At 34.8% G+C, this 19,341-nt stretch carries 20 protein-coding genes; 15 read left to right on the forward strand and 5 right to left on the reverse strand.

All coding sequences use genetic code 11. The features are described from left to right. The 4 genes from LNP23_RS20210 to LNP23_RS20225 form a co-directional block, all read right to left on the reverse strand. Positions 1 to 630: a P-loop NTPase family protein gene (locus LNP23_RS20210; RefSeq protein ID WP_230002629.1), complete on the reverse strand. Its 630-nt coding sequence runs from the start codon at positions 628 to 630 to the stop codon at positions 1 to 3. Next, positions 631 to 1,509 carry an AAA family ATPase gene (locus LNP23_RS20215; protein ID WP_230002630.1) on the reverse strand — a complete coding sequence of 293 codons (879 nt, stop codon included), beginning with the start codon at positions 1,507 to 1,509 and terminating at the stop codon, positions 631 to 633. 18 nt (positions 1,510 to 1,527) lie between these two features. Next, positions 1,528 to 3,339 carry a hypothetical protein gene (locus LNP23_RS20220; protein WP_230002631.1) on the reverse strand — a complete coding sequence of 604 codons (1,812 nt, stop codon included), beginning with the start codon at positions 3,337 to 3,339 and terminating at the stop codon, positions 1,528 to 1,530. A gap of 223 nt (positions 3,340 to 3,562) precedes the next feature. Beyond that, complete coding sequence (locus LNP23_RS20225) at positions 3,563 to 3,778, reverse strand: hypothetical protein (RefSeq protein ID WP_230002632.1); 216 nt, start codon at positions 3,776 to 3,778, stop codon at positions 3,563 to 3,565. A gap of 92 nt (positions 3,779 to 3,870) precedes the next feature. Here LNP23_RS20225 and LNP23_RS20230 point away from each other — a divergent pair, with 92 nt between their 5' ends. From LNP23_RS20230 to LNP23_RS20280, 11 genes are all read left to right on the forward strand, one after another. Next, on the forward strand, positions 3,871 to 4,581 hold the full coding sequence (locus tag LNP23_RS20230; protein ID WP_230002633.1) for a S24 family peptidase: 711 nt from the start codon (positions 3,871 to 3,873) through the stop codon (positions 4,579 to 4,581). Positions 4,582 to 5,318: 737 nt separating this feature from the next. Beyond that, positions 5,319 to 5,903, forward strand: a complete 585-nt coding sequence (locus LNP23_RS20235) for an NUMOD4 domain-containing protein (RefSeq protein WP_047773783.1) — start codon at positions 5,319 to 5,321, stop codon at positions 5,901 to 5,903. 343 nt (positions 5,904 to 6,246) lie between these two features. Further along, entirely contained in the window at positions 6,247 to 7,635 is a 1,389-nt protein-coding gene (lpdA, locus tag LNP23_RS20240; RefSeq protein WP_047773563.1) for a dihydrolipoyl dehydrogenase, read from the forward strand. 372 nt (positions 7,636 to 8,007) lie between these two features. Continuing rightward, on the forward strand, positions 8,008 to 8,505 hold the full coding sequence (locus LNP23_RS20245; protein WP_230002634.1) for a hypothetical protein: 498 nt from the start codon (positions 8,008 to 8,010) through the stop codon (positions 8,503 to 8,505). Positions 8,506 to 8,564: 59 nt separating this feature from the next. Then, entirely contained in the window at positions 8,565 to 9,296 is a 732-nt protein-coding gene (locus LNP23_RS20250; RefSeq protein WP_230002635.1) for a helix-turn-helix domain-containing protein, read from the forward strand. A 56-nt stretch (positions 9,297 to 9,352) separates the two neighbouring features. Then, on the forward strand, positions 9,353 to 9,760 hold the full coding sequence (locus tag LNP23_RS20255) for a VOC family protein (RefSeq protein WP_230002636.1): 408 nt from the start codon (positions 9,353 to 9,355) through the stop codon (positions 9,758 to 9,760). 194 nt (positions 9,761 to 9,954) lie between these two features. Continuing rightward, positions 9,955 to 10,332 carry a DUF3703 domain-containing protein gene (locus LNP23_RS20260; RefSeq protein ID WP_230002637.1) on the forward strand — a complete coding sequence of 126 codons (378 nt, stop codon included), beginning with the start codon at positions 9,955 to 9,957 and terminating at the stop codon, positions 10,330 to 10,332. A 202-nt stretch (positions 10,333 to 10,534) separates the two neighbouring features. Further along, a complete protein-coding gene (locus LNP23_RS20265) occupies positions 10,535 to 12,217 on the forward strand; it encodes a CocE/NonD family hydrolase (RefSeq protein WP_230002638.1) in 1,683 nt (560 codons plus the stop codon). 142 nt (positions 12,218 to 12,359) lie between these two features. Beyond that, positions 12,360 to 12,926, forward strand: coding sequence for a hypothetical protein (locus LNP23_RS20270; protein ID WP_230002639.1), 567 nt, complete (start codon positions 12,360 to 12,362; stop codon positions 12,924 to 12,926). 175 nt (positions 12,927 to 13,101) lie between these two features. Next, on the forward strand, positions 13,102 to 13,545 hold the full coding sequence (locus LNP23_RS20275; protein ID WP_230002640.1) for a hypothetical protein: 444 nt from the start codon (positions 13,102 to 13,104) through the stop codon (positions 13,543 to 13,545). A 49-nt stretch (positions 13,546 to 13,594) separates the two neighbouring features. Beyond that, positions 13,595 to 13,912 (forward strand): hypothetical protein, encoded by a 318-nt coding sequence (locus tag LNP23_RS20280; protein ID WP_047773579.1) that lies wholly within the window; start codon positions 13,595 to 13,597, stop codon positions 13,910 to 13,912. A 67-nt stretch (positions 13,913 to 13,979) separates the two neighbouring features. Here the strand turns inward: LNP23_RS20280 and LNP23_RS20285 are convergent, their stop codons facing one another. Next, positions 13,980 to 14,381, reverse strand: a complete 402-nt coding sequence (locus tag LNP23_RS20285) for an NUDIX hydrolase (protein ID WP_230002641.1) — start codon at positions 14,379 to 14,381, stop codon at positions 13,980 to 13,982. A gap of 354 nt (positions 14,382 to 14,735) precedes the next feature. Between LNP23_RS20285 and LNP23_RS20290 the strand changes: the two genes are divergently transcribed. The 4 genes from LNP23_RS20290 (at position 14,736) to LNP23_RS20305 (ending at position 18,838) form a co-directional block, all read left to right on the forward strand. Further along, a complete protein-coding gene (locus LNP23_RS20290; protein WP_230002642.1) occupies positions 14,736 to 15,218 on the forward strand; it encodes a TPM domain-containing protein in 483 nt (160 codons plus the stop codon). Between the two features lie 208 nt (positions 15,219 to 15,426). After that, positions 15,427 to 15,921 carry a TPM domain-containing protein gene (locus LNP23_RS20295; protein WP_230002643.1) on the forward strand — a complete coding sequence of 165 codons (495 nt, stop codon included), beginning with the start codon at positions 15,427 to 15,429 and terminating at the stop codon, positions 15,919 to 15,921. Between the two features lie 161 nt (positions 15,922 to 16,082). Further along, on the forward strand, positions 16,083 to 16,652 hold the full coding sequence (locus tag LNP23_RS20300) for a hypothetical protein (RefSeq protein ID WP_230002644.1): 570 nt from the start codon (positions 16,083 to 16,085) through the stop codon (positions 16,650 to 16,652). Between the two features lie 278 nt (positions 16,653 to 16,930). Continuing rightward, on the forward strand, positions 16,931 to 18,838 hold the full coding sequence (locus LNP23_RS20305; RefSeq protein WP_047773586.1) for an SPFH domain-containing protein: 1,908 nt from the start codon (positions 16,931 to 16,933) through the stop codon (positions 18,836 to 18,838). Positions 18,839 to 19,341: the final 503 nt, after the last annotated feature.

Genomic DNA, 19,341 nt, shown 5'->3' on the forward strand with positions numbered 1-19,341 from the left:
TTAGTTTTTTGAAATTTCGCTACCGTGAAATAGCATTGCCGTTTGATCATTTATTGTTAATATTCCTCCCGGGCATCTGCCACCGACAAATGCGGTTAAACCTTCGACCCTGAAATAAACATTACAAAGTTTTTTTGCGAGTTTCGCCATTGCCGTGGTAGGCTCGTTTTTTTCCATGTGTGCCATTATGATAAATAGCGTGTCAGGAAATTGCCTTTTTAATTTTCTTAAAACAGCGGTTTTCAAATCGTCAACGTATGCCGTAGCGTTATCAATGACGACGATTTTCGCACTTTGTCTTTTAGAAAGCATTGCCTCCAGTTCCTCAATTTCTAAGTAATCGTAAAACTTAATTTTGGTATTCTTAAAATCAATTTTCGCTCTTGTGAGGTTCTGCTGAAATGTAAATCCCGTTCCCTCTTCCGCTGATACGTAGTTTAGGTTTTCGAACTTGGTTAAGTACTCCGAGAGTAAAAGGGCAAGTGTGGTTTTTCCGTTTTTTTCGTTACCATATATTACCCAAATTCCTCCCCGTTCTTGCTCCCCTAAAACCCTTTCCCAAATACCAGTGAATCTGAACGTTTTAAACTTTTTGTTTAAGAGTGTTTTAACCGTGATTCCTCTAGCCATCTATGCGCCTATTTTTATTAAGGTTTCTAAATATCGAAGTGTAGTTTCTTTACCAATGCATTTGTTTATGAGCGGCTTTATTTTGGTTTTATCGGGAACATTCGCGCTTGCTACTGCTCCGATTAACTCCGTGTAGTATGCTTGGCGGTCGGCTTTTCCATTTGGTACTAGCTTGATAAATTCGTCAGAAAAACGGCTGAATATTTCGGCGTATCCTACCTTTTGAGCGCTCAAACCTTTGTTTATTTTTCTTCTTAGTCCGTCGGCTCCCATCATGTACCAGCCGCAAGAGCCATCAGTGCCGTTCCAAATTCCTTTCAACTCCAAAAAAGCATCGTATTGTAAGTCACCCGCTTCGTCCAAAATGATTAAAGGGCGTTCTAAAGTGGTGATGTAATATTTTACATTTTCAAGGATTTCGTTATATTTACCGTGGTTATCAATACCAATTGTTTTGGCTAAAAGCTTAATGAATTGTTGTTTCGATTTCGCCTGAGAACAATCAACATAAAAAGTGTTTTTCATTTTACGGATGATGTGCTTTGTGCAAAATGTTTTCCCGATTCCACAATCATCTACTAAAACCATCGAACGGCTCAACTCTTTGCAAAAACTTAAGTTGTCTTCTATTTCACTATATACTGAGGTGCGAGCTACTTTCCAGTTGTCCTCAAAAACTTTTACTTGTAATTGTCGACCGATAGTAATCCAAGCCGTATCACTTAGTACTTTTTCGATTTCTCCTTTTTTAATTCTGCTAAAGATGGCATTGTTTATTCCTAAACTTTTAGAAAAGTCGGCATCTGAACCGCCGTAATTTCCACGTTTTTCTAAAATTGCAATTCTTACTTTTTCTTTAAATTCTGTGGTTAAGTTCATCCTTGTTTTTTTAATAGGTTAAAAATTAGATCGCCATCCTGACGTATTATTCTGCTTGGGTTTGTATATTAAATTATCTTCCTCGTCATCGGCGAATACTTCAACAAGTTCCTCACGTGGCTCGTAACGTTTGAGGTTTGGCATTCGGAAATTAGAGTTAACCGTTTTTGGGGTATTGTCCACAATGGCTATTTTTTCTATTTTGCTACGCTGGCGTTTTTCAAAGGCATCAACTGAGGCAACATAAGCACTTTGTAATTTCAGAGCCTCATCGTGCGAATCGTCCGTTCTTTCGTTTTTCGCTCTATTGTATCGCGGCATTTCCATTACTTCGCAAATCACGCGGTTGTTTAAATAAACCAAAGCCTTCAAAACTTGGCCGTCGTTTCCGTCTAGCCAATACACGTCAAACTCTTTTCCCTCGATGACTCTCATTTTTTGAATAAGAGCCTCACCAGTTAAAATCTTTCCGTCCTCCGCTATGGCTCTTTTTTGGCTTTGTAGTCTGATATATCCTACATTGCACGAAGTCGTTGTTTTGTGCCCGATAACGGGTAAAATTGCTTCCCAGTTGGTCGGCTTTAAGTTAGGGTCTTGACGCTGCTCGAAATAATCCCATTTACTTAAACCGTTTTCCTCAGGATGTGGCATGTTATTGTATTGCTCTAGCTCAAGTAATCGCTCGTTTATTAAAATGTCATACGGAATAACCTCTTTTTTTGCACCGCTCAATTGGTTGGCCTCGCTTTTTGCCGTTGGTCTCGCCAACCATCCTGATGCCCCCTTTTCCATTTCGTAACGAAGCTTACCGTTTATGCGCTCAATGTATTTTCCTCGCGCATTGTTGGCCTCGATTTTTACTTCTTGGAACATTGCCCCGGGGCGTAGCAAATTGTCCTTAAAACTGCTGTTTAATGAGCTTTCACACTCTAACTCAAAAGGCAAACAGAATCCCCATTCGGTATAGTTTCGAACCATTTGACGGTAGAAATCAACAATAATTCCCTCTTTTGTTTTTCCCCAAACTACTGTGGTGATGGCGCGAGAGGCAATATCAACACCGAGGTAGAACCAAGCTCGATCGCCTTTGGTATTGTAAACAAATGGTGGTTGGCGGTCATCAATCGAAATAATAGATCCGGCTAACTCCGGTAAGTCCATTTGATGGTGTGGTTTGAAGTTCCCCATATACACCTGACGGTCTCCACTTCTTGCCTTATGGGTTGCCAGCTTGTTTTCCCATTTGTTTATATAACTAATAATGCAACCTTTTGATAATGCCTTAAAATCTTTTGGGTCATACAGCTCGCCCGTATTCTCATTGTACACTTCCGCATAGTTGTTCAGAAAAGCGTCGTAACTTTTAGCTACCTCCGTTGGCGTGGGCTTATGTAATTGATTTTTAAACAAACCATTGAAAATCATTTCTGTTTTATCATCTACCTTACGAGCGTTGTTAATTCTGCCTCCCTCAGGGTCTTTGATTAATGGGAAATACAAATCGTCTTTGCATTCTTTTAAAAGCTTTTTAAACTGCTTTTCACTTGTGGGTAGGTTGTGTGTTACTTCGTGTTTAATTTTTAGCGTATTATTGAAATTTTCGACATCCTTGACCACAGTTGCAACAATTCCGCGAAGTGATCCCTTTAATTTAATGCGCTCCTGTGTGCGAGCCTGTTCTAATTTGATCGAGGCTTTCATAACTGAGGCGTTAATAATGTATCGCTCCTGTTCGTCGGATTCCAATTTGTTTCCCGCACGTTTAAATCGGGAATAATAGCGAACTGCGTCAGCGTCAAACTCAAAGAAAGTTTCTAAAGGATTATCCACACGCCTCGGGTCACCAAGTGCGTCTTGAATGTGTGGCTTAAGGCTGTCGAAGTCAAGGAGCAACTTTCTACCGTTACCTCCAATTTGTAGGCGCTTTATCCCGAAGGGCTTTTCCTCGTAACGTTTTATTTCTTTTTGCAATGATCCAAGAGTGTTCCAAAAACTCGGGACTAACTCTTCTGATTCAACTGCAATAATGTTGTTTGAATATTGATAGGGCATATTATTCTAAGGTTTTATTGATAAAGTTTTGAACCGTTGTTTCGTTCTCCTTTACCATTTTGCTATAATCTTTTTTAATTATATCAGGCGTTAAACCTTTTACCGTTCCGTTTATACTTTGACGGATATAATATTTTGAAACGCCATATTTTAAAAACAACGCCTCTAAAATATTTGAATCGTAGGATTTGTAAATTTTTGTCTTACTTTTGCTCATCGTCTTGTTTGTTTTAAATATTGAAACAAAGATATAAACTTGTTTAGATTAAACGATATAAAATATAAACTTTTTTACATTAAATTTTTTATATGTCTGAATTAGAGAGAATTAAAATAGCCGTTAAAACATTGATAAGTTTAGGTATAGGCAAGAATCAGGAGGAAATCGGTAAACTAATGGGGTACAAAAGCAAGTCTTCATTTTCACAAGTACTTAATGAAAAAGTGCCGTTACCCGGGGAATTCGTGACTAAACTTTGTAAATTGAGCGACCGTTTAGAAAAAAACTGGGTTACTACTGGAAAAGGTAATGTTTTAAAAAGCGACAATGAAAATAAACAAGTTAATATGAGAAGTAACTCAGATAGGACTAATTTATCAGAGTCAAATGATGATAATTTAATAAAAGAAAAAGGAATACCGCTTATACCGATAGATGCAATGGCAGGATATGGCGCGGGAGATATTCAAGTTATGGAGTACGAAACAGAACGTTTTATAGTTCCCACTTTTAAGGGATCAGATTATTTAATCAATGTCCGGGGTAGCTCAATGTATCCAAAATACAACAGTGGCGATATTGTAGCATGCAAACATTTGCCTTTAGATACTTTCTTTCAGTGGAACAAAGTTTACGTATTAGATACCGTTCAGGGAGTTCTAATAAAACGTATTTGTAAGTCTGAAAATGAAGAATATATCACAATCGTAAGTGATAATAAAAATTACGACCCTTTCGAGCTACATAAATCTGATATTAGATCAATTGCAATAGTAACTGGAGTAATAAGACTTGAATAGTAGTTTTTTTTACAATCCTTTCTACTTATGCCTTGTTAATGCATTGATTAATAGTGATTTTTACGCTTTTCAATGAGATTAACTTTATTATTAAATGCCGTGAGTTTATCTTTTTAATGCAGAAAACAAATATAAACTACAAAAACAAGAATGTAAACTTGTTTATATTTTATAGATTTTGTCCACCCAACTGTCCACCCAACTGTCTATGCAAAATAATAAATCAATTTTTCTACTTATTTAAATCGTTCGGTTTTTTCCATAAAAAAACCACCATATTGGTGGTTAAATTATGTTTAAAAATGCCTTAAAGGCTAATAAAGGCGGCGTTTTTGCCTATATTTGTGATTGCCCGGTACTTTCTTAAGTACCCCCAGTAATTAAGCGTTATTTAAGAAGTATTTAAAAGGCAATTATTATCATTTAATTGGAACTTTTGTTTTTGACCAATTTTCTACTTTATTTGATGTAAAGTGTTGATTTTATTGGGTTTTTCGACCTTTTTTATAATGTATTAATTTAGAACTATTGTTTAATAGCCCTTACGTTTTTCTTAGAAAAAAAATGTAATTTAAATTCCGGCACCTCTAAGGCAAGTTCCAAATCCCAAAAAACTTCTTAAAAAAGTTAAATTAGCGTTATAGGAATCATAAAACTGAACCTCAGAACCAGCAAAGTAGCTTTTCACTTTTCTTTATTATTTATATTTGAGACACAAAATTCAAATGAAAAAGAAAATGCCACAAATAAGATTTTATCCAAACGAAGAATTCAAAGAAATAGAAATAAACGCCTCATTACAACTTAGATATGCCATTTCGAACAGAGGCCGATTAATTAGCTTTATAGACGAAATGGAAAATGGTCGTCTCTTAAAAGGAGGCCTGAGCGACGGCTACCCTACTTTTAGATTTAAAGTCAAAAAAGACGACAAAATTATCAACAAATACCTGTTTTTGTATAAGCTGGTTGCGCATTATTTCATTCCAAAAGAATCAGAAGAGCAAACCTATGTTTTGCACTTAGACTACAACAGAAGCAACGACGACAGCAATAATTTATGTTGGGCGACGAAACCCGAAATGATGGCACACAGTCGTAAAAGCCCACGTGTAATTCAGGCCAAAAAGAATCTGATCGAGCACAACTTAAAAGCCGATGGAAGAAAATTGACCACTACAAAAGTCATGTTAATCAAAAAAATTCTGGCCAGACCCGAGCAAAAAACACGTCTGAAAATGATCGCAAAACAGTTTGGTGTAAGCGAAATGCAAATCAGAAGAATCGCCAGCGGTGAGAACTGGGGACATATCAAGGTCTAGTTTTTTTGTCTTTTTTACCGTGAAATGTAAATTGTAAAATGTGATACCCCTAACTGTCAGACTGAGCGGAGTCGAAGAGCTTATAACCACAAAAGAGCTTCGACTTCGCTCAGCTTGGCAAACGATACCATTCAACATCTGATACTATACTGTACACAACTCCCCTTCATTAAGATTCCCATTTCACGTCAACCATTTCACAAATCACAATTCACATTTTACCTTTATAGTCCTTTTTTTAAAATAAATCCTTAAATTCGCAATCACAAATAACAAAGAAATTGAAAATGAGTTTCGGATCTATAAAACTTCATTTTCGGTAGTACTATTAAAAGCAAAAAAAATGAAATACGACGTTATTGTTTTAGGAAGTGGTCCTGGTGGATATGTAACAGCTATTAGAGCTTCACAATTAGGTTTTAAAGTAGCGGTAGTTGAAAAAGAAAACTTAGGTGGTGTATGTTTAAACTGGGGATGTATCCCAACAAAAGCATTATTAAAATCGGCTCAGGTTTTTGATTATTTGAAACATGCTTCAGACTACGGATTAAAAGTTACTGAATTCGACAAAGACTTCCCAGCAGTGGTACAACGTAGTCGTAATGTTGCAGACGGAATGAGCAAAGGAGTTCAGTTTCTAATGAAAAAGAACAAAATTGACGTTATCGAAGGTTTTGGAAAACTAAAACCAGGGAAAAAACTGGACGTTACAGACAAAGACAATAAAGTTACCGAATATAGTGCAGATCATATTATTATTGCTACAGGAGCACGTTCTCGTGAGTTACCAAACTTACCACAAGATGGTGTAAAAGTAATTGGATACCGTCAGGCAATGACCTTACCAACACAACCAAAATCTATGATCATTGTAGGTTCAGGAGCCATTGGTGTTGAATTTGCACATTTCTACAACTCAATGGGAACAGATGTTACTATTGTAGAATTTATGCCAAATGTAGTACCGGTAGAAGACGAAGATATTTCAAAACAATTTGAAAGATCTTTGAAAAAAGCAGGTATCAAAGTAATGACTAATTCTTCTGTAGAAAAATTAGATACTACAGGTGCTGGTGTAAAAGCAACAGTAAAAACAGCTAAAGGAGAAGAAATCCTTGAAGCAGACATCGTACTTTCTGCAGTTGGAATTAAAACAAACATCGAAAACATCGGATTAGAAGAAGTTGGTATTGCTGTAGACCGTGATAAAATTCTGGTAAACGCTTACAACCAAACTAATATCCCTGGTTACTACGCAATTGGAGACGTTACTCCGGGACAAGCTTTAGCTCACGTAGCTTCTGCTGAAGGAATCAACTGTGTGGAGAAAATTGCAGGTTTACACGTAGACCCAATTGACTACGGAAACGTTCCGGGTTGTACTTACGCAACTCCAGAAATCGCTTCTGTTGGTTTGACTGAAAAACAAGCAAAAGAAAAAGGATACGAATTAAAAATTGGTAAATTCCCGTTCTCTGCTTCAGGTAAAGCAAAAGCTTCCGGTAATTCAGACGGATTTGTAAAAGTAATCTTCGATGCTAAATACGGAGAATGGTTAGGATGTCACATGATTGGTGCCGGAGTTACAGATATGATTGCTGAGGCAGTTGTAGCTCGTAAACTGGAAACTACAGGTCACGAAATCTTAAAATCTATTCACCCTCACCCAACAATGAGTGAGGCGGTTATGGAAGCTGTTGCAGATGCATACGGCGAAGTAATTCACTTGTAAAAATACCTGCGTCAGAATGGACGCCGGTTATATATAATTTTCAATTAAAAATCCGATTTGTGTAAAGCAGATCGGATTTTTTTTCTGTCGTTTGTTTTAAACCGCAAGGGTCGCAAAGATTTTTTTGATATGCGAGCCTTTATAAAAACGCAAAGTTCGCAAAGCTTTGTCTAAAAAACTTTGCGAACTTTGCGTAAACCCCTGCGCACTTAGCAGTTAAAAAGATTCCTGTTAAGAAGACTTTGTAATTTCAAAATTTGTGTTTAACGGGAAAATATCGCACCTTTAATTTCCAGCCACAACTAGCCTTAAAACAGTAATGATTAAATTGTTCGAGAAAAAAAAATCATCTCAATAAAAACATATCAATAAATGAAAATTAAATATTCTATTTTATCAGGATTAATCTTTGCAATTATTATGTTTACTTACCTTGCGTACACTGTCAAAATAGACATTGCAATTATTGTTAGTGTCTTTATTTTAGTACTCTCACCTATTCTTTTTTACTTCAAAATATTTTCAAAAATTGATTTCTCAATTAAATTTCAAGACATTGACAAACAACTCGTAATTTATCACGGAATGACAAATCATTTTAAAGATGGTATAGCAGTTGGAGGAACACTTTACCTAATGAGTGACAGGCTAATTTTTCAAACCAATTTAATAAACTACATAAAACGACATGAACAAATTATACTTCTAAATCAAATCGAAGTAGTTGAATTTGTTAAGACAATGGGTTTGGTAAGTAATGGAATACTCATAAAAAATAAAAATAGTCAAGAAGAACAATTTGTCGTTAACAAAAGAGAAGTTTGGAAAGAGCACATTGAAAAATATTTAGTTTCGGATAGTAGGCATTAAAAAATAGAGCGCTAACAACCGTTAGTAATCATCAACCCAAACTTAGACACAAAACCTCCGTGAGAAAAAATATAAAAATAGGATTTTCGGAGATTGGCGGAATCTACATTGGAGAAGACATTCAAACTGAGCAGCACTTGCATCATGCTATTACCATAGCCGTTTCGTTTTCAGAAAAATTTCACTTTGAATCCGGACAACAGAGTGTTTTTTGTTCAGGAATAATTATTCAACCCAATGCCATTCGAAAATTCATCAATCCGTATAAGAGTTATGTTGCTTTTATTCATATTGATCCGTTTTGTAGTCAGGGATTCAATCTGACAGACAAAAGCGAAACTTTCAAAGAACTATCTCCTTCTCAAACACAAAACATCCTTGAAATCTTAAGGAACTGGTTTTCTGTCAATGAAAATAATGAGAAACTAACCGAAGAATTAATTGTCCAAATTGCTGCGAAAATCGGAATAATATCCAACACAGTTAAAATGGATTCACGAATTGTACAAGCTATTGATTTAATTCGGAAATCAGAAAAAAGTACTCTCAAGCATGTTGCAGCATCAAACAATTTATCTACTTACCGACTCTCCCATCTTTTTAAAGAACAAACCGGAATGTCGTTTAGAGAATTTGTATTGTATTCCAAATTGATAAAATCTTTAAAAGCGATATGCGACAATCAGAATTTCACACAATCTTCCTACTCAGGCGGGTTTTCTGATCAGGCACATTTTACAAGAACTTATTTTAAAGCTTTTGGCATTTTACCTTCGCGAAGTGTAAAATAGCAACTCCGTTCAATTTTTTGGTCTAACTAATGTCAATCTTTGGCAAAACATAAAATATGAAAACATTAGTTGCTTATTTCACCATTAAAGGCAGAACAGAAGAAGCCTTAGAATTTTACGAAGAATCTTTTAACGGAAAAACAACGTTTGTACAACGGTTCTCTGAAACACCTTATCAAGTTTCGGATAGCTACAAAAACAAAATTGCTCACGCCGAATTTAAAGCCGAAAATATTCATTTTTATATCTCAGACGGATTTGAAAAAGAGGATGTAAATTATGGAAATGGTATCGGAATCACTATAAATTTTGACAATCCCGTTGAACATAAATCGGTATTCGAAAAACTAAAAGTTGACGGGAATATTACTTCTGACTTTTTTGAAACGACCATCGAAACCAATTTGGTTTGTGTACTGGATAAGTTTGGAATACATTGGTATCTGAACTACATAAAGGTATAAATAATCTGTCACCAACAGCCACAGGATGAGATTGGAGTTGCAATGAAATTAGCATTTTTATTCCTATATTCGTTGTAGCGAAAATATTCGGCTTCGAGATCTCCAACCTCGCCTGGTACTGAAACGAAAGTCGTACGCACTTATAAGCAACGAATATTACGGCTAATTATATCATTATTTGAAAAAGAAAAACCATGAAATTTAATACATTACTTCCAAAAGAATTAGCCCCCTATTATAATGAGGAATTAAAAAAATATCAAATTGAATATACTGCCAATAATTTAAAAGCTGCCTGGAATCATCTGGAAAGAGCCCATATTATAGGGCAAAAGTTTCCGATTTCGCATACTTATGTACACTGGAAGATGTTACGATTCGGATTCAAAATAAAAAGTAAAAAAGAAATTCTTGGGCAAATTCCTCGTCTGATCTTTGGTGGTGTAAAATCATTTGTAGGTAAAATTCCCACAGGAAATCTCGGAGGTGCCAATGTCCCTCCTTTAAAATCTTTTCCAATTGAAGAAGAAATAAAAAATATATTCCATAAAGCTGGTGTAAGCTATAATTGAGATTATAGCGAGAAAAGATCATACAAAACCGTAGGTAAGATTAGCATTTTAGACTTAATCTGAAGAGAATTTTGTATTTCAAAAACTTGTTTTTAAAGTAAAATATCGCATCTTTAATCCCCAAAAGCACTAATTACCAAAACAGTAGCAACGGGTACACCCCACAACACGTTAAAATTGAGCAACCAAAAACATAAAATGAATGAGACATTTATTTTTAATCTTTTTACTTACACTGACAAGTTTAACAACAGTTTTTGCGCAACAAACCAATCCTGCTGATACTATATACCGTATTCAGGACAGCGTTTTAATACCTACAAAGAGCGGAATCCCAATCTCGGCAATTATAGTTCGTAAAAAAGCAAATGTTCAACCATTACCTGCTGTGCTTTTTTACACGACCTATTATCAGGGAGCCGGTGATGCTATTCTTGGCAAAAGATCTGCCGACAAAGATTATGTCGGAATTGTCGCTTACGCCCGTGGTATCAGAGGCGACCTCAAGAACTATGTGCCCTACGAACACGAAGGAACGGACATCTATGACATTATAGATTGGATTAGTAAACAATCATGGTGTGACGGAAAAGTTGGAATGTTGGGAGGCAGTTATACCGGTTTTTCGCAATGGGCAACCGCAAAAAACATTCATCCCGCACTTAAAACCATTGTGCCACAAGTAGCAATAATGCCCGGTTTTGATGTACCAATGGAGAATAATGTTCAAAGTAATATCGCATTAAACTGGCCCTATCAAAATATATACAAATCGCAGGGCATAAGCAAAAATTTGCCTTTTGAATGGTTTGAAAAAGGAAGTTCCTACAGGAGTTTAGACAGTTTAGCCGGGATTCCAAATCCTATGTTTCAAAAATGGCTGCAACATCCTGCTTATGATGCCTATTGGAAATCAGTAGTACCAACACCACAGGAATACGCCAAAATAAACATTCCGGTTTTATCTACAACCGGATATTATGATGGTGCTCAGATTAGTTCTTTACAATACTTCAAACGGCACAACCAATACAACAAAAATGCCAACCATTATCTTGTAATTGGTCCTTATGACCATTGGAGCGGACAACGAAAAGCAACTCCAAATCTAATGGGCTACGAAATAGACAACGTTGCCAACATTAGCATGGGGGATCTTGCTTATGAATGGCTTGATTATATTCTAAAAAACAAACCCAAACCCGATCTGTTAAAAGACAAAGTCAACTTTCAGTTAATGGGGAAAAACGAATGGAAACACGTTCCTTCTTTAAATAAAATAAATAACGACACCCTAAAATTGTATCTCAACACTAAAACTTTGACAGCCAAAAAACCAAAACAGAAAGGTTTTGAAATTCAAACTGTTGATTTTAAAGATCGTGAAAATCAAAACAACTACTACACACCCAAAATTATTATTGATACACTAGATGTAAGCGGTGCTTTGGTTTTTAAAACAGACCCTTTTGAGAAAGAATTTTCAATAAATGGCTCCTTTCTTGGCAATTTTTATGCAACTATCAATAAAAAAGACATGGATGTTTCGTTGGCTTTATACGAGATACTCCCAAACGGAAAATATTTTTACTTAACGCGATATGTCGGCAGAGCCAGTTACGCAAAAGACAACGCCAAACGACAATTGTTAGAACCCGGCAAAAAAGAAAGCATTCCTGTCAACAACACCCGATTTATAAGCAAGCAAATTAGTAAAGGTAGTCAGCTTTTAATCTTGGTAAACATCAACAAACACCCATTTGAGATTATAAATTACGGCTCAGGAAAAGAAGTCGTGGACGAAACTATAAAGGATGCTGGCGAACCGTTACAGATAAAATGGCATAACGACAGTTTTATAAAAATTCCGATATGGAAAAACTAATTCGACTAATAATATATTGCCTGCGCCTAACTGTCATTTAGCAAAAGAAATGTAAGTTTTCAAATTTAACAGAAAACTCCCTTCATTTATTCCTTAGACCTACTAAACGCTATATCATTTTGGACCACTTAAAAAGTCACCCATGAAAACTGAAATATTAATACCAATTTTCTTTTCCCCCATAGTGGGCGCAATCATCGGCTTTGTGTTTTCACAATTAGGCATTAGTGGAAAAACAAAAATAGTTGAGTATTATTTGAAAAGAGTCGAACTAATTGAAAAATTACTTTTGAATAAAGAAATTAAACTTGATAAATCCGTTCTAAAAGATGAACTTAACGAAATAATAACATATGTCAGTTTATCGTCTATAAAAAATAATGAAATAGCAAAAATAGATTTCGCAAAACGCCCTTGGTATAAAAAAATTATTCATCTTCCGCAAATAACAACGATTACAGGTAAAGTTGCATCGTTTATTTTTTATCTATATGGATCTATAGGACTAATATATATTCCTATAATTATATCATTAATTTTCAATAAGAGAAAAGAATTAATAGTGGTTCTTATAACTACGTGTTTAACATTTCTAGTTGCTTTTTTATGTAGACTTTGGGTTATCAGAATAGCATATAGAGAGGCTATTCTTCAAAAAGCAAAAAAAGAACTTTTCCTAAATAATGAATTATTAGAAACACCTCAATGATACGTGACACAACAGCTATTTGACCGAATTAGAATTTTAATACCTAATTATTCTTTTCGTACTACAAAATATTCTCCTTCAAAACTCTAAATTCCACAAAGTAAAAACACGTTAGATCGCACATTTATAAAGTCCTCAATAAAAAAGCTCAAAAACAACTACGAAACTTAAAAAAATGCCCCCAATAAAAAAAATAATTTACTCCTTCCTCTTTCTTTTCAGTTTATCATTGATCGGACAAAATAACGATTCCAAAAAAGACTACAGAATTGAAATAATAACCATTGAGAAAAATACAAAAGACACTATAATAGGGTCATTTTTCGAAATATACTCCGGTAATAAAAGAATCAAAGCAGAATGTTGCACCAATTTTGATGGCATTGACATTTTCACTCTTAACCCAAAAGACATCGTCAAGAATCGTATTGACATAAAAGTTTATGGTCTAAAGTGTAAACCTTATAAAAAGAAGTTTTCGATTAAAGACGATCTGAAAACCACAATTTACCTCAAATACGGAAAAACCGATTACAACAATCCCAAAGAAGACTTTGACAGGATGTACAAAAAGTTAAAAATACAACCCGAACCTATTGAATGTGGGACAGTTGAATAAAACAAAATCAAACTTCCTCACTTTTTTATAGTTTTCAAAACCCTTTATAATGAAATACAGAAAGTACATCGCAACGACATTTTTATTTGTTTTTCTCTATCTGTTCTTCACTTCCACTTTCTTGGAAAATCTCTGGGGATGCCTAATTGATCCCAATTACTACATCCCAAAACAATCCAATGTGTTTGTTTTTAATAGTATAGTTATGGAAAACGGTTCTAGTGATGCATGGATTTATGGAGAAGACGACACTAATTATTACTATAATGCAGGAATTAAAAAAGAAGAAATAATTGCGATCTCTAAGGAACAATCCAAAAAATGTCTGGATTTTAATCTCCGAAATATCAATTCTTGGTGTTTATAACCCATTGTTGTAGTAGAGATGCACAGTAGAGATGCAGATAGAGATGCACAGCAGTGCATCTCTACAATTATTTAATTATATTTTTCTCATATAATTCATCAAATATCAACTGATCAACCAATGAGGAATTTGCTTTGTCTTTAAATTCTAACCAAGCAAAACTTTCTATTTCATTACTGGCTTTCAATTCACCAACATAGTCAGCAAAATAACAAATCATACGTACATTTACACCTTCCGCATGTCCGTGTGCAGGCGCTTCAAAAGTGCCAAAAAACTGAATAGTATCATCATTCAATGTAACATTAAGTTCTTCTTCAATCTCTCTTTTTAAACAATCAATATCTGATTCGTTAGGTTCTCTCTTTCCACCAGGGAAAAAAAATGCGTTTTTATTCTTTGAGATGGTACTCAGAACCTTGTGATCATTTACGTGAATCAAAGCCACTTTGTCAATAAAATCAGGCATACTATAAAATTAAATTTGACCTCAAATATACTATTAATTAAAAAAAACGCTAAATGAGAAACAGTATTTTAATACGATTTATTCTTCTTTTCTCGTTCACTAGGCTTCTATGATTCCATTTACTTCTATCACAATCTTCTATGAAGTTCGTTGCTCCTTTTTTCTAATACCAGTCCTGCTCTGCGAAATCAGCGAAGAAGAAATAATTGCTGCATCTCAAAAAAAAAATTAAAAAATACTCCGATTTTAGTGCCTTATAAAAAATCGAATATAAATTAATTTTTAACAGTTATTGACAGACCTAATTACAATAATAAAATGCTAATTTTGCGGCACCCAAATTAACTACACCTCATGAAAAAAATTTTAATTCTTGTAATTTCTTTAGTTTTCCCTTATGTTCTGTTTGCTCAGACGAAAACGCAAAATGTTTTTTCAAAATCATACAATTATGTAAATGACTTTGAAAAAATTCTGACTCCAAAACAAATAGAAAATCTCAATAACGTTCTAAAAAAAGGGGAAACAAAATCAACTCATAAAATTATAATTGTAACCACTTCTTCCCTAAACCCTTACTCAAACATCTCCGATTATACGCTGGATTTGGACAAATATCTAATCAATGACTTAAAGGTAAATGCTTCCATTTTAATTATCATGAGTGAAAAATTGAGACAAATGCGAATTCAGGGTGTTAACAAACTACACAGCAAGATTTCCGACAAAGAAATAGAAGAAATCGCAGCCAATTTTGTAGTTCCTGAATTAAAAAAGGGAAATTATTACAAAGGTCTGGAAGATGGAATAGCACAAATATTAAAAAAAATAGAATAAACTTACTTCAATTACAGAACTGTACACCTATTAAATTGTCAGTAATTTTCAATCTCAAAAATCCGGTCTGTCTTCACAAACCGGATTTTTTTTGATTCTATTAAATCTTCCTAAAAAACAACAAATAGTAACGATTTGGTATCAAATTGCAACTTGATATCTAATAATAATATCCTACTTTTACGACTCCCAAAAACCAAATCTACCCATGAAAAAAATATTTTTCATCATTACACTTTCTGTAATTTTTTTCAACAATTCATTGGCTCAGTCAAAAACAGAAGCGCAAAATATCTTCGCAAAATCCTATGATTATGTAAATGACTTCGAAAAAATTCTGACTTCAAAACAAGTAGAAACTTTAAAAGAAGCCTTAAAATCCTGTGACACAAAAACCAACAATAAAATACTGATTATAACCACCCCTACATTAGGTTCCTACACAGAACTTGCCGATTATTCTTTAGAACTCGACAAATATTTGAATACCAATTTAAAGATAGATGCTTCTATTTTGCTCGTAATAAGCAAACAATTGAGACAAATACAAATTCGCGGAGTAGAAAAGTTACGCAACAAACTTAGTGACAAAGAAGTAGAAATAATCCTCTCTACTTTTGTCATTCCTGAACTAAAAAAAGGAGATTATTTTAAAGGGCTGCAAGAAGGAACAATTCAGATTATAAAAAAGCTGGAATTATAAGCCGTTAGCGGTAAAACACTGAAATCAAAAACTGATTAGTTAAAATATATTTTTTACAGCAAAAATCTGATTTTTTCAAATATACGATATCATTAAAAAAAATTGAGCTTTTACTCATCTCAAATCTAAAGAGAAACACATTAAGCGAAATATACTCTAAAATGCATCAAATAAAAATTCTATTACTTATTCTTCTTTTTTATATTTCTCACACTGTTACTGCTCAAGCTGAGAAAATATCGGGAAAACTTGTAATGAACTATAATTCGCAAAAAATTGATCTACCCAAAAAAATATATGCCATTCTAAAATATAAAAATAAAAAAGACAGCATCTTACTTAGTGATACATTTGAATTTGAGTTTAATAATTTACCTAAGGATACTTTTAAGCTTTCTTTCTCAATTAGGAACTATCCAATAAATAAGCTTTATATCATACGACCAAAAGATACTGAAAATTATAAAATTGAAATCCCCTTTACGCCAGTTTGTCCGTACACCACATCAAAGAGAAAACACAAATGTCCAACATGCAAAAAGAGAAATCAAGTTATACCTATTACCTATGGTTTCGTAGTTGGGATAAAATTTATCAATAAAGATAGCCATGAAGTTGACAGAAAAGGAAAAAAAATAAAACCTAAAAAAAACTCCTCCTTTCCCGGAGGATGTGTTATAACAGATTGTCAACCGAATTGGTATTGCGAAAGAGATCAAACAAAATTCTAAATAATGGAGAAACATTATACGTTTTAAAATCGCTTAAAACCATTCCACCACCAACCACATCCAAAACAAAACAATTCCTGTTTTAAATTGTTAAAATCCAAAATACCAATCATAGTTGACACAGCAAAAAATCGTGTCACAAATTGACAATTCCAACGATATAAAATCAGTCTTTTTTTAACTTTTTTAAGTAAGAGTTATCAAATGTTAATTTTAAAAATATTTCATTTTAACAAGAAACATTTGCAGTACGTTTGTAGTATAAACTATAAATAATTATGACTGAAATTACTTCTTATTGGTGGATTTTACTACTTGTACTTTCCATCTTATTTTACAAATTTGTGCTTCGCGTTTTCTTCGGAATGGTGATTGTTCCGGAAGATAAAATTGGTCTTGTAACCAAGAAATTTGTTTTGTTTGGTGCCGACAAATCACTTCCCGATGGTAGAATTATTGCCACAAAAGGAGAAGCCGGTTACCAAGCGCAGGCCTTAGCTCCCGGATTGTATTGGGGAATGTGGATTTGGCAATACATAGTAGACATGACAAGCTTTACTTTGATTCCCGAAGGTAAAATCGGACTCGTTCTGAGTAAAGACGGAAAAGAAATCCCAACCGGACGAATTCTGGCCCGAAAAGTAGACAGCGACAACTTTCAGGATGCTACTGCTTTCTTAAACAACGGAGGACAAAAAGGACGTCAGACCGCTTTTATTACAACAGGGTCTTATCGTATCAATACGTTCCTGTTTGAAATTGTAATCGCAGATCAAATTAAGATTTACGAAAACATGATCGGAATCGTAACGGCTCTTGATGGCGAGCCAATTCCGCAAGGACAAATTGCAGGTAAATCTATCGAAGGACACAATAACTTTCAGGATTTTGACCAATTCCTTGACAAAGGCGGAAATCGTGGTTTGCAACCTCAGGTCATGCTTGCCGGTTCGTATTACATCAATACCTGGGGAGTTCTAATTGAGCAAAACCCAATGACAGATGTGCCAATCGGTTATGTTGGTGTCATAATCTCCTATATAGGTGAAGACGGACAAGACGTAACAGGCGACACTTTCAAACACGGAAATATTGTTTCCAAAGGACAACGTGGTGTTTGGATGGAACCTCTTGGACCCGGAAAATATGCGCTTAATAAATACACCACAAAACTGGAAGCTGTTCCGACCACTAACCTGGTTTTAAACTGGGCAAATGCACGAAGCGAATCTCATAATTTAGATAAAAACTTATCTACAATTACCGTACGTTCAAAAGATGGTTTCCCGTTTAATCTGGATGTTGCGCAGATTATTCACGTACCGGCCAATGAAGCGCCAAAAGTTATTGCCCGTTTCGGAAGCATGAACAATCTGGTTTCTCAGGTTTTGGAGCCAACGATTGGTAACTATTTCAGAAACTCTGCTCAGGATAGTGATGTAATTTCGTTTTTGTCAACCAGAAAAGAGCGTCAAGAATCTGCTAAAAACCATATCAAACTGGTATTAGACGAATACAATGTAAACGCTGTTGATACCTTAATTGGAGATATTGTACCACCCGACTCTTTGATGAAAACTCTAACGGACAGAAAACTGGCCGAAGAAGAGCAAAAAACCTATCAAACCCAAAGAATGGCACAGGAACAACGTCAGGGAATGGAGAAAGAAACGGCGATTGCCGATATGCAAAAAGAAATTGTTCGCGCTTCACAAAGTGTTGAAATCGCACAACGTACAGCAGATGCAACTGTTAAGAAAGCGGAAGGTGATGCAACCAGTTTAAAATTAAATGTAAATGCCGAAGCTGAAGCTACAAAAATGCGTGCCAATGCAGAAGCAGAAGCAACCAAAGCCAGAGCGGGAGCGCAAGCCGAAGCTACAAAACTGACCGCAAGTGCTGAAGCTGAAAGAATCTCAAAAACCGGTTTGGCAGAAGCAGAGAAAATTATGGCCGTTGGTAAATCAACAGCCGAATCGTATCAATTACAAGTTGCCGCAATGGGTGGTGATAATTTTACCAAATACAAAGTAACCGAAGAGATTGGTAAAGGAAACATCAAAGTAATTCCGGATGTTTTAATTACAGGAAACGGTGGTTCCGATGGTTCTATAAGTGGCCTGCTTGGCTTAAAACTAATGGAAATGATGGACACCGAAAAAAATGTAAAAAGTCCTAAAAAATAATTGATTTCAATTTTATTATTAAATCCGATTTGTGAGAACAAGTCGGATTTTTGTTTTTTATAATACAATTAATCAAATCTAACTTTACTATTTTTTACTAAAATCAATATATAATATCTTCATATGTTTACTCTTACTTTGAATGAAAGCTACGAAAGACTTTCTAAATAACTCATTTACTTTGTCAAATCATTGCGGGCACGAGCGGGACGCTCGCGCTAGCATCATAAATTAAATTAGTAAATCTTAAACTTCTACTAACTCATCGCTAGCGCGAGCGTCCCGCTCGTGAATCTACACCCAGTAAGTTCTAATTATAAACGACTTTAAATACTTGAACTCGGCAAAACATCTCATACCCAACAAGTTTTCTGCTCATTATTGCATTTCTAAGCAACAAAAAAGAACAAAAAATCTAAAATCCACAATCTAAAATCTAAAATCTTCCTCCAACAGAATGCAACTTGTCCGATTCTCTCCTCAAAATTGTCTTTTCACACCCC

This window comes from Flavobacterium cupriresistens, assembly GCF_020911925.1.
GTDB lineage: Bacteria > Bacteroidota > Bacteroidia > Flavobacteriales > Flavobacteriaceae > Flavobacterium > Flavobacterium cupriresistens.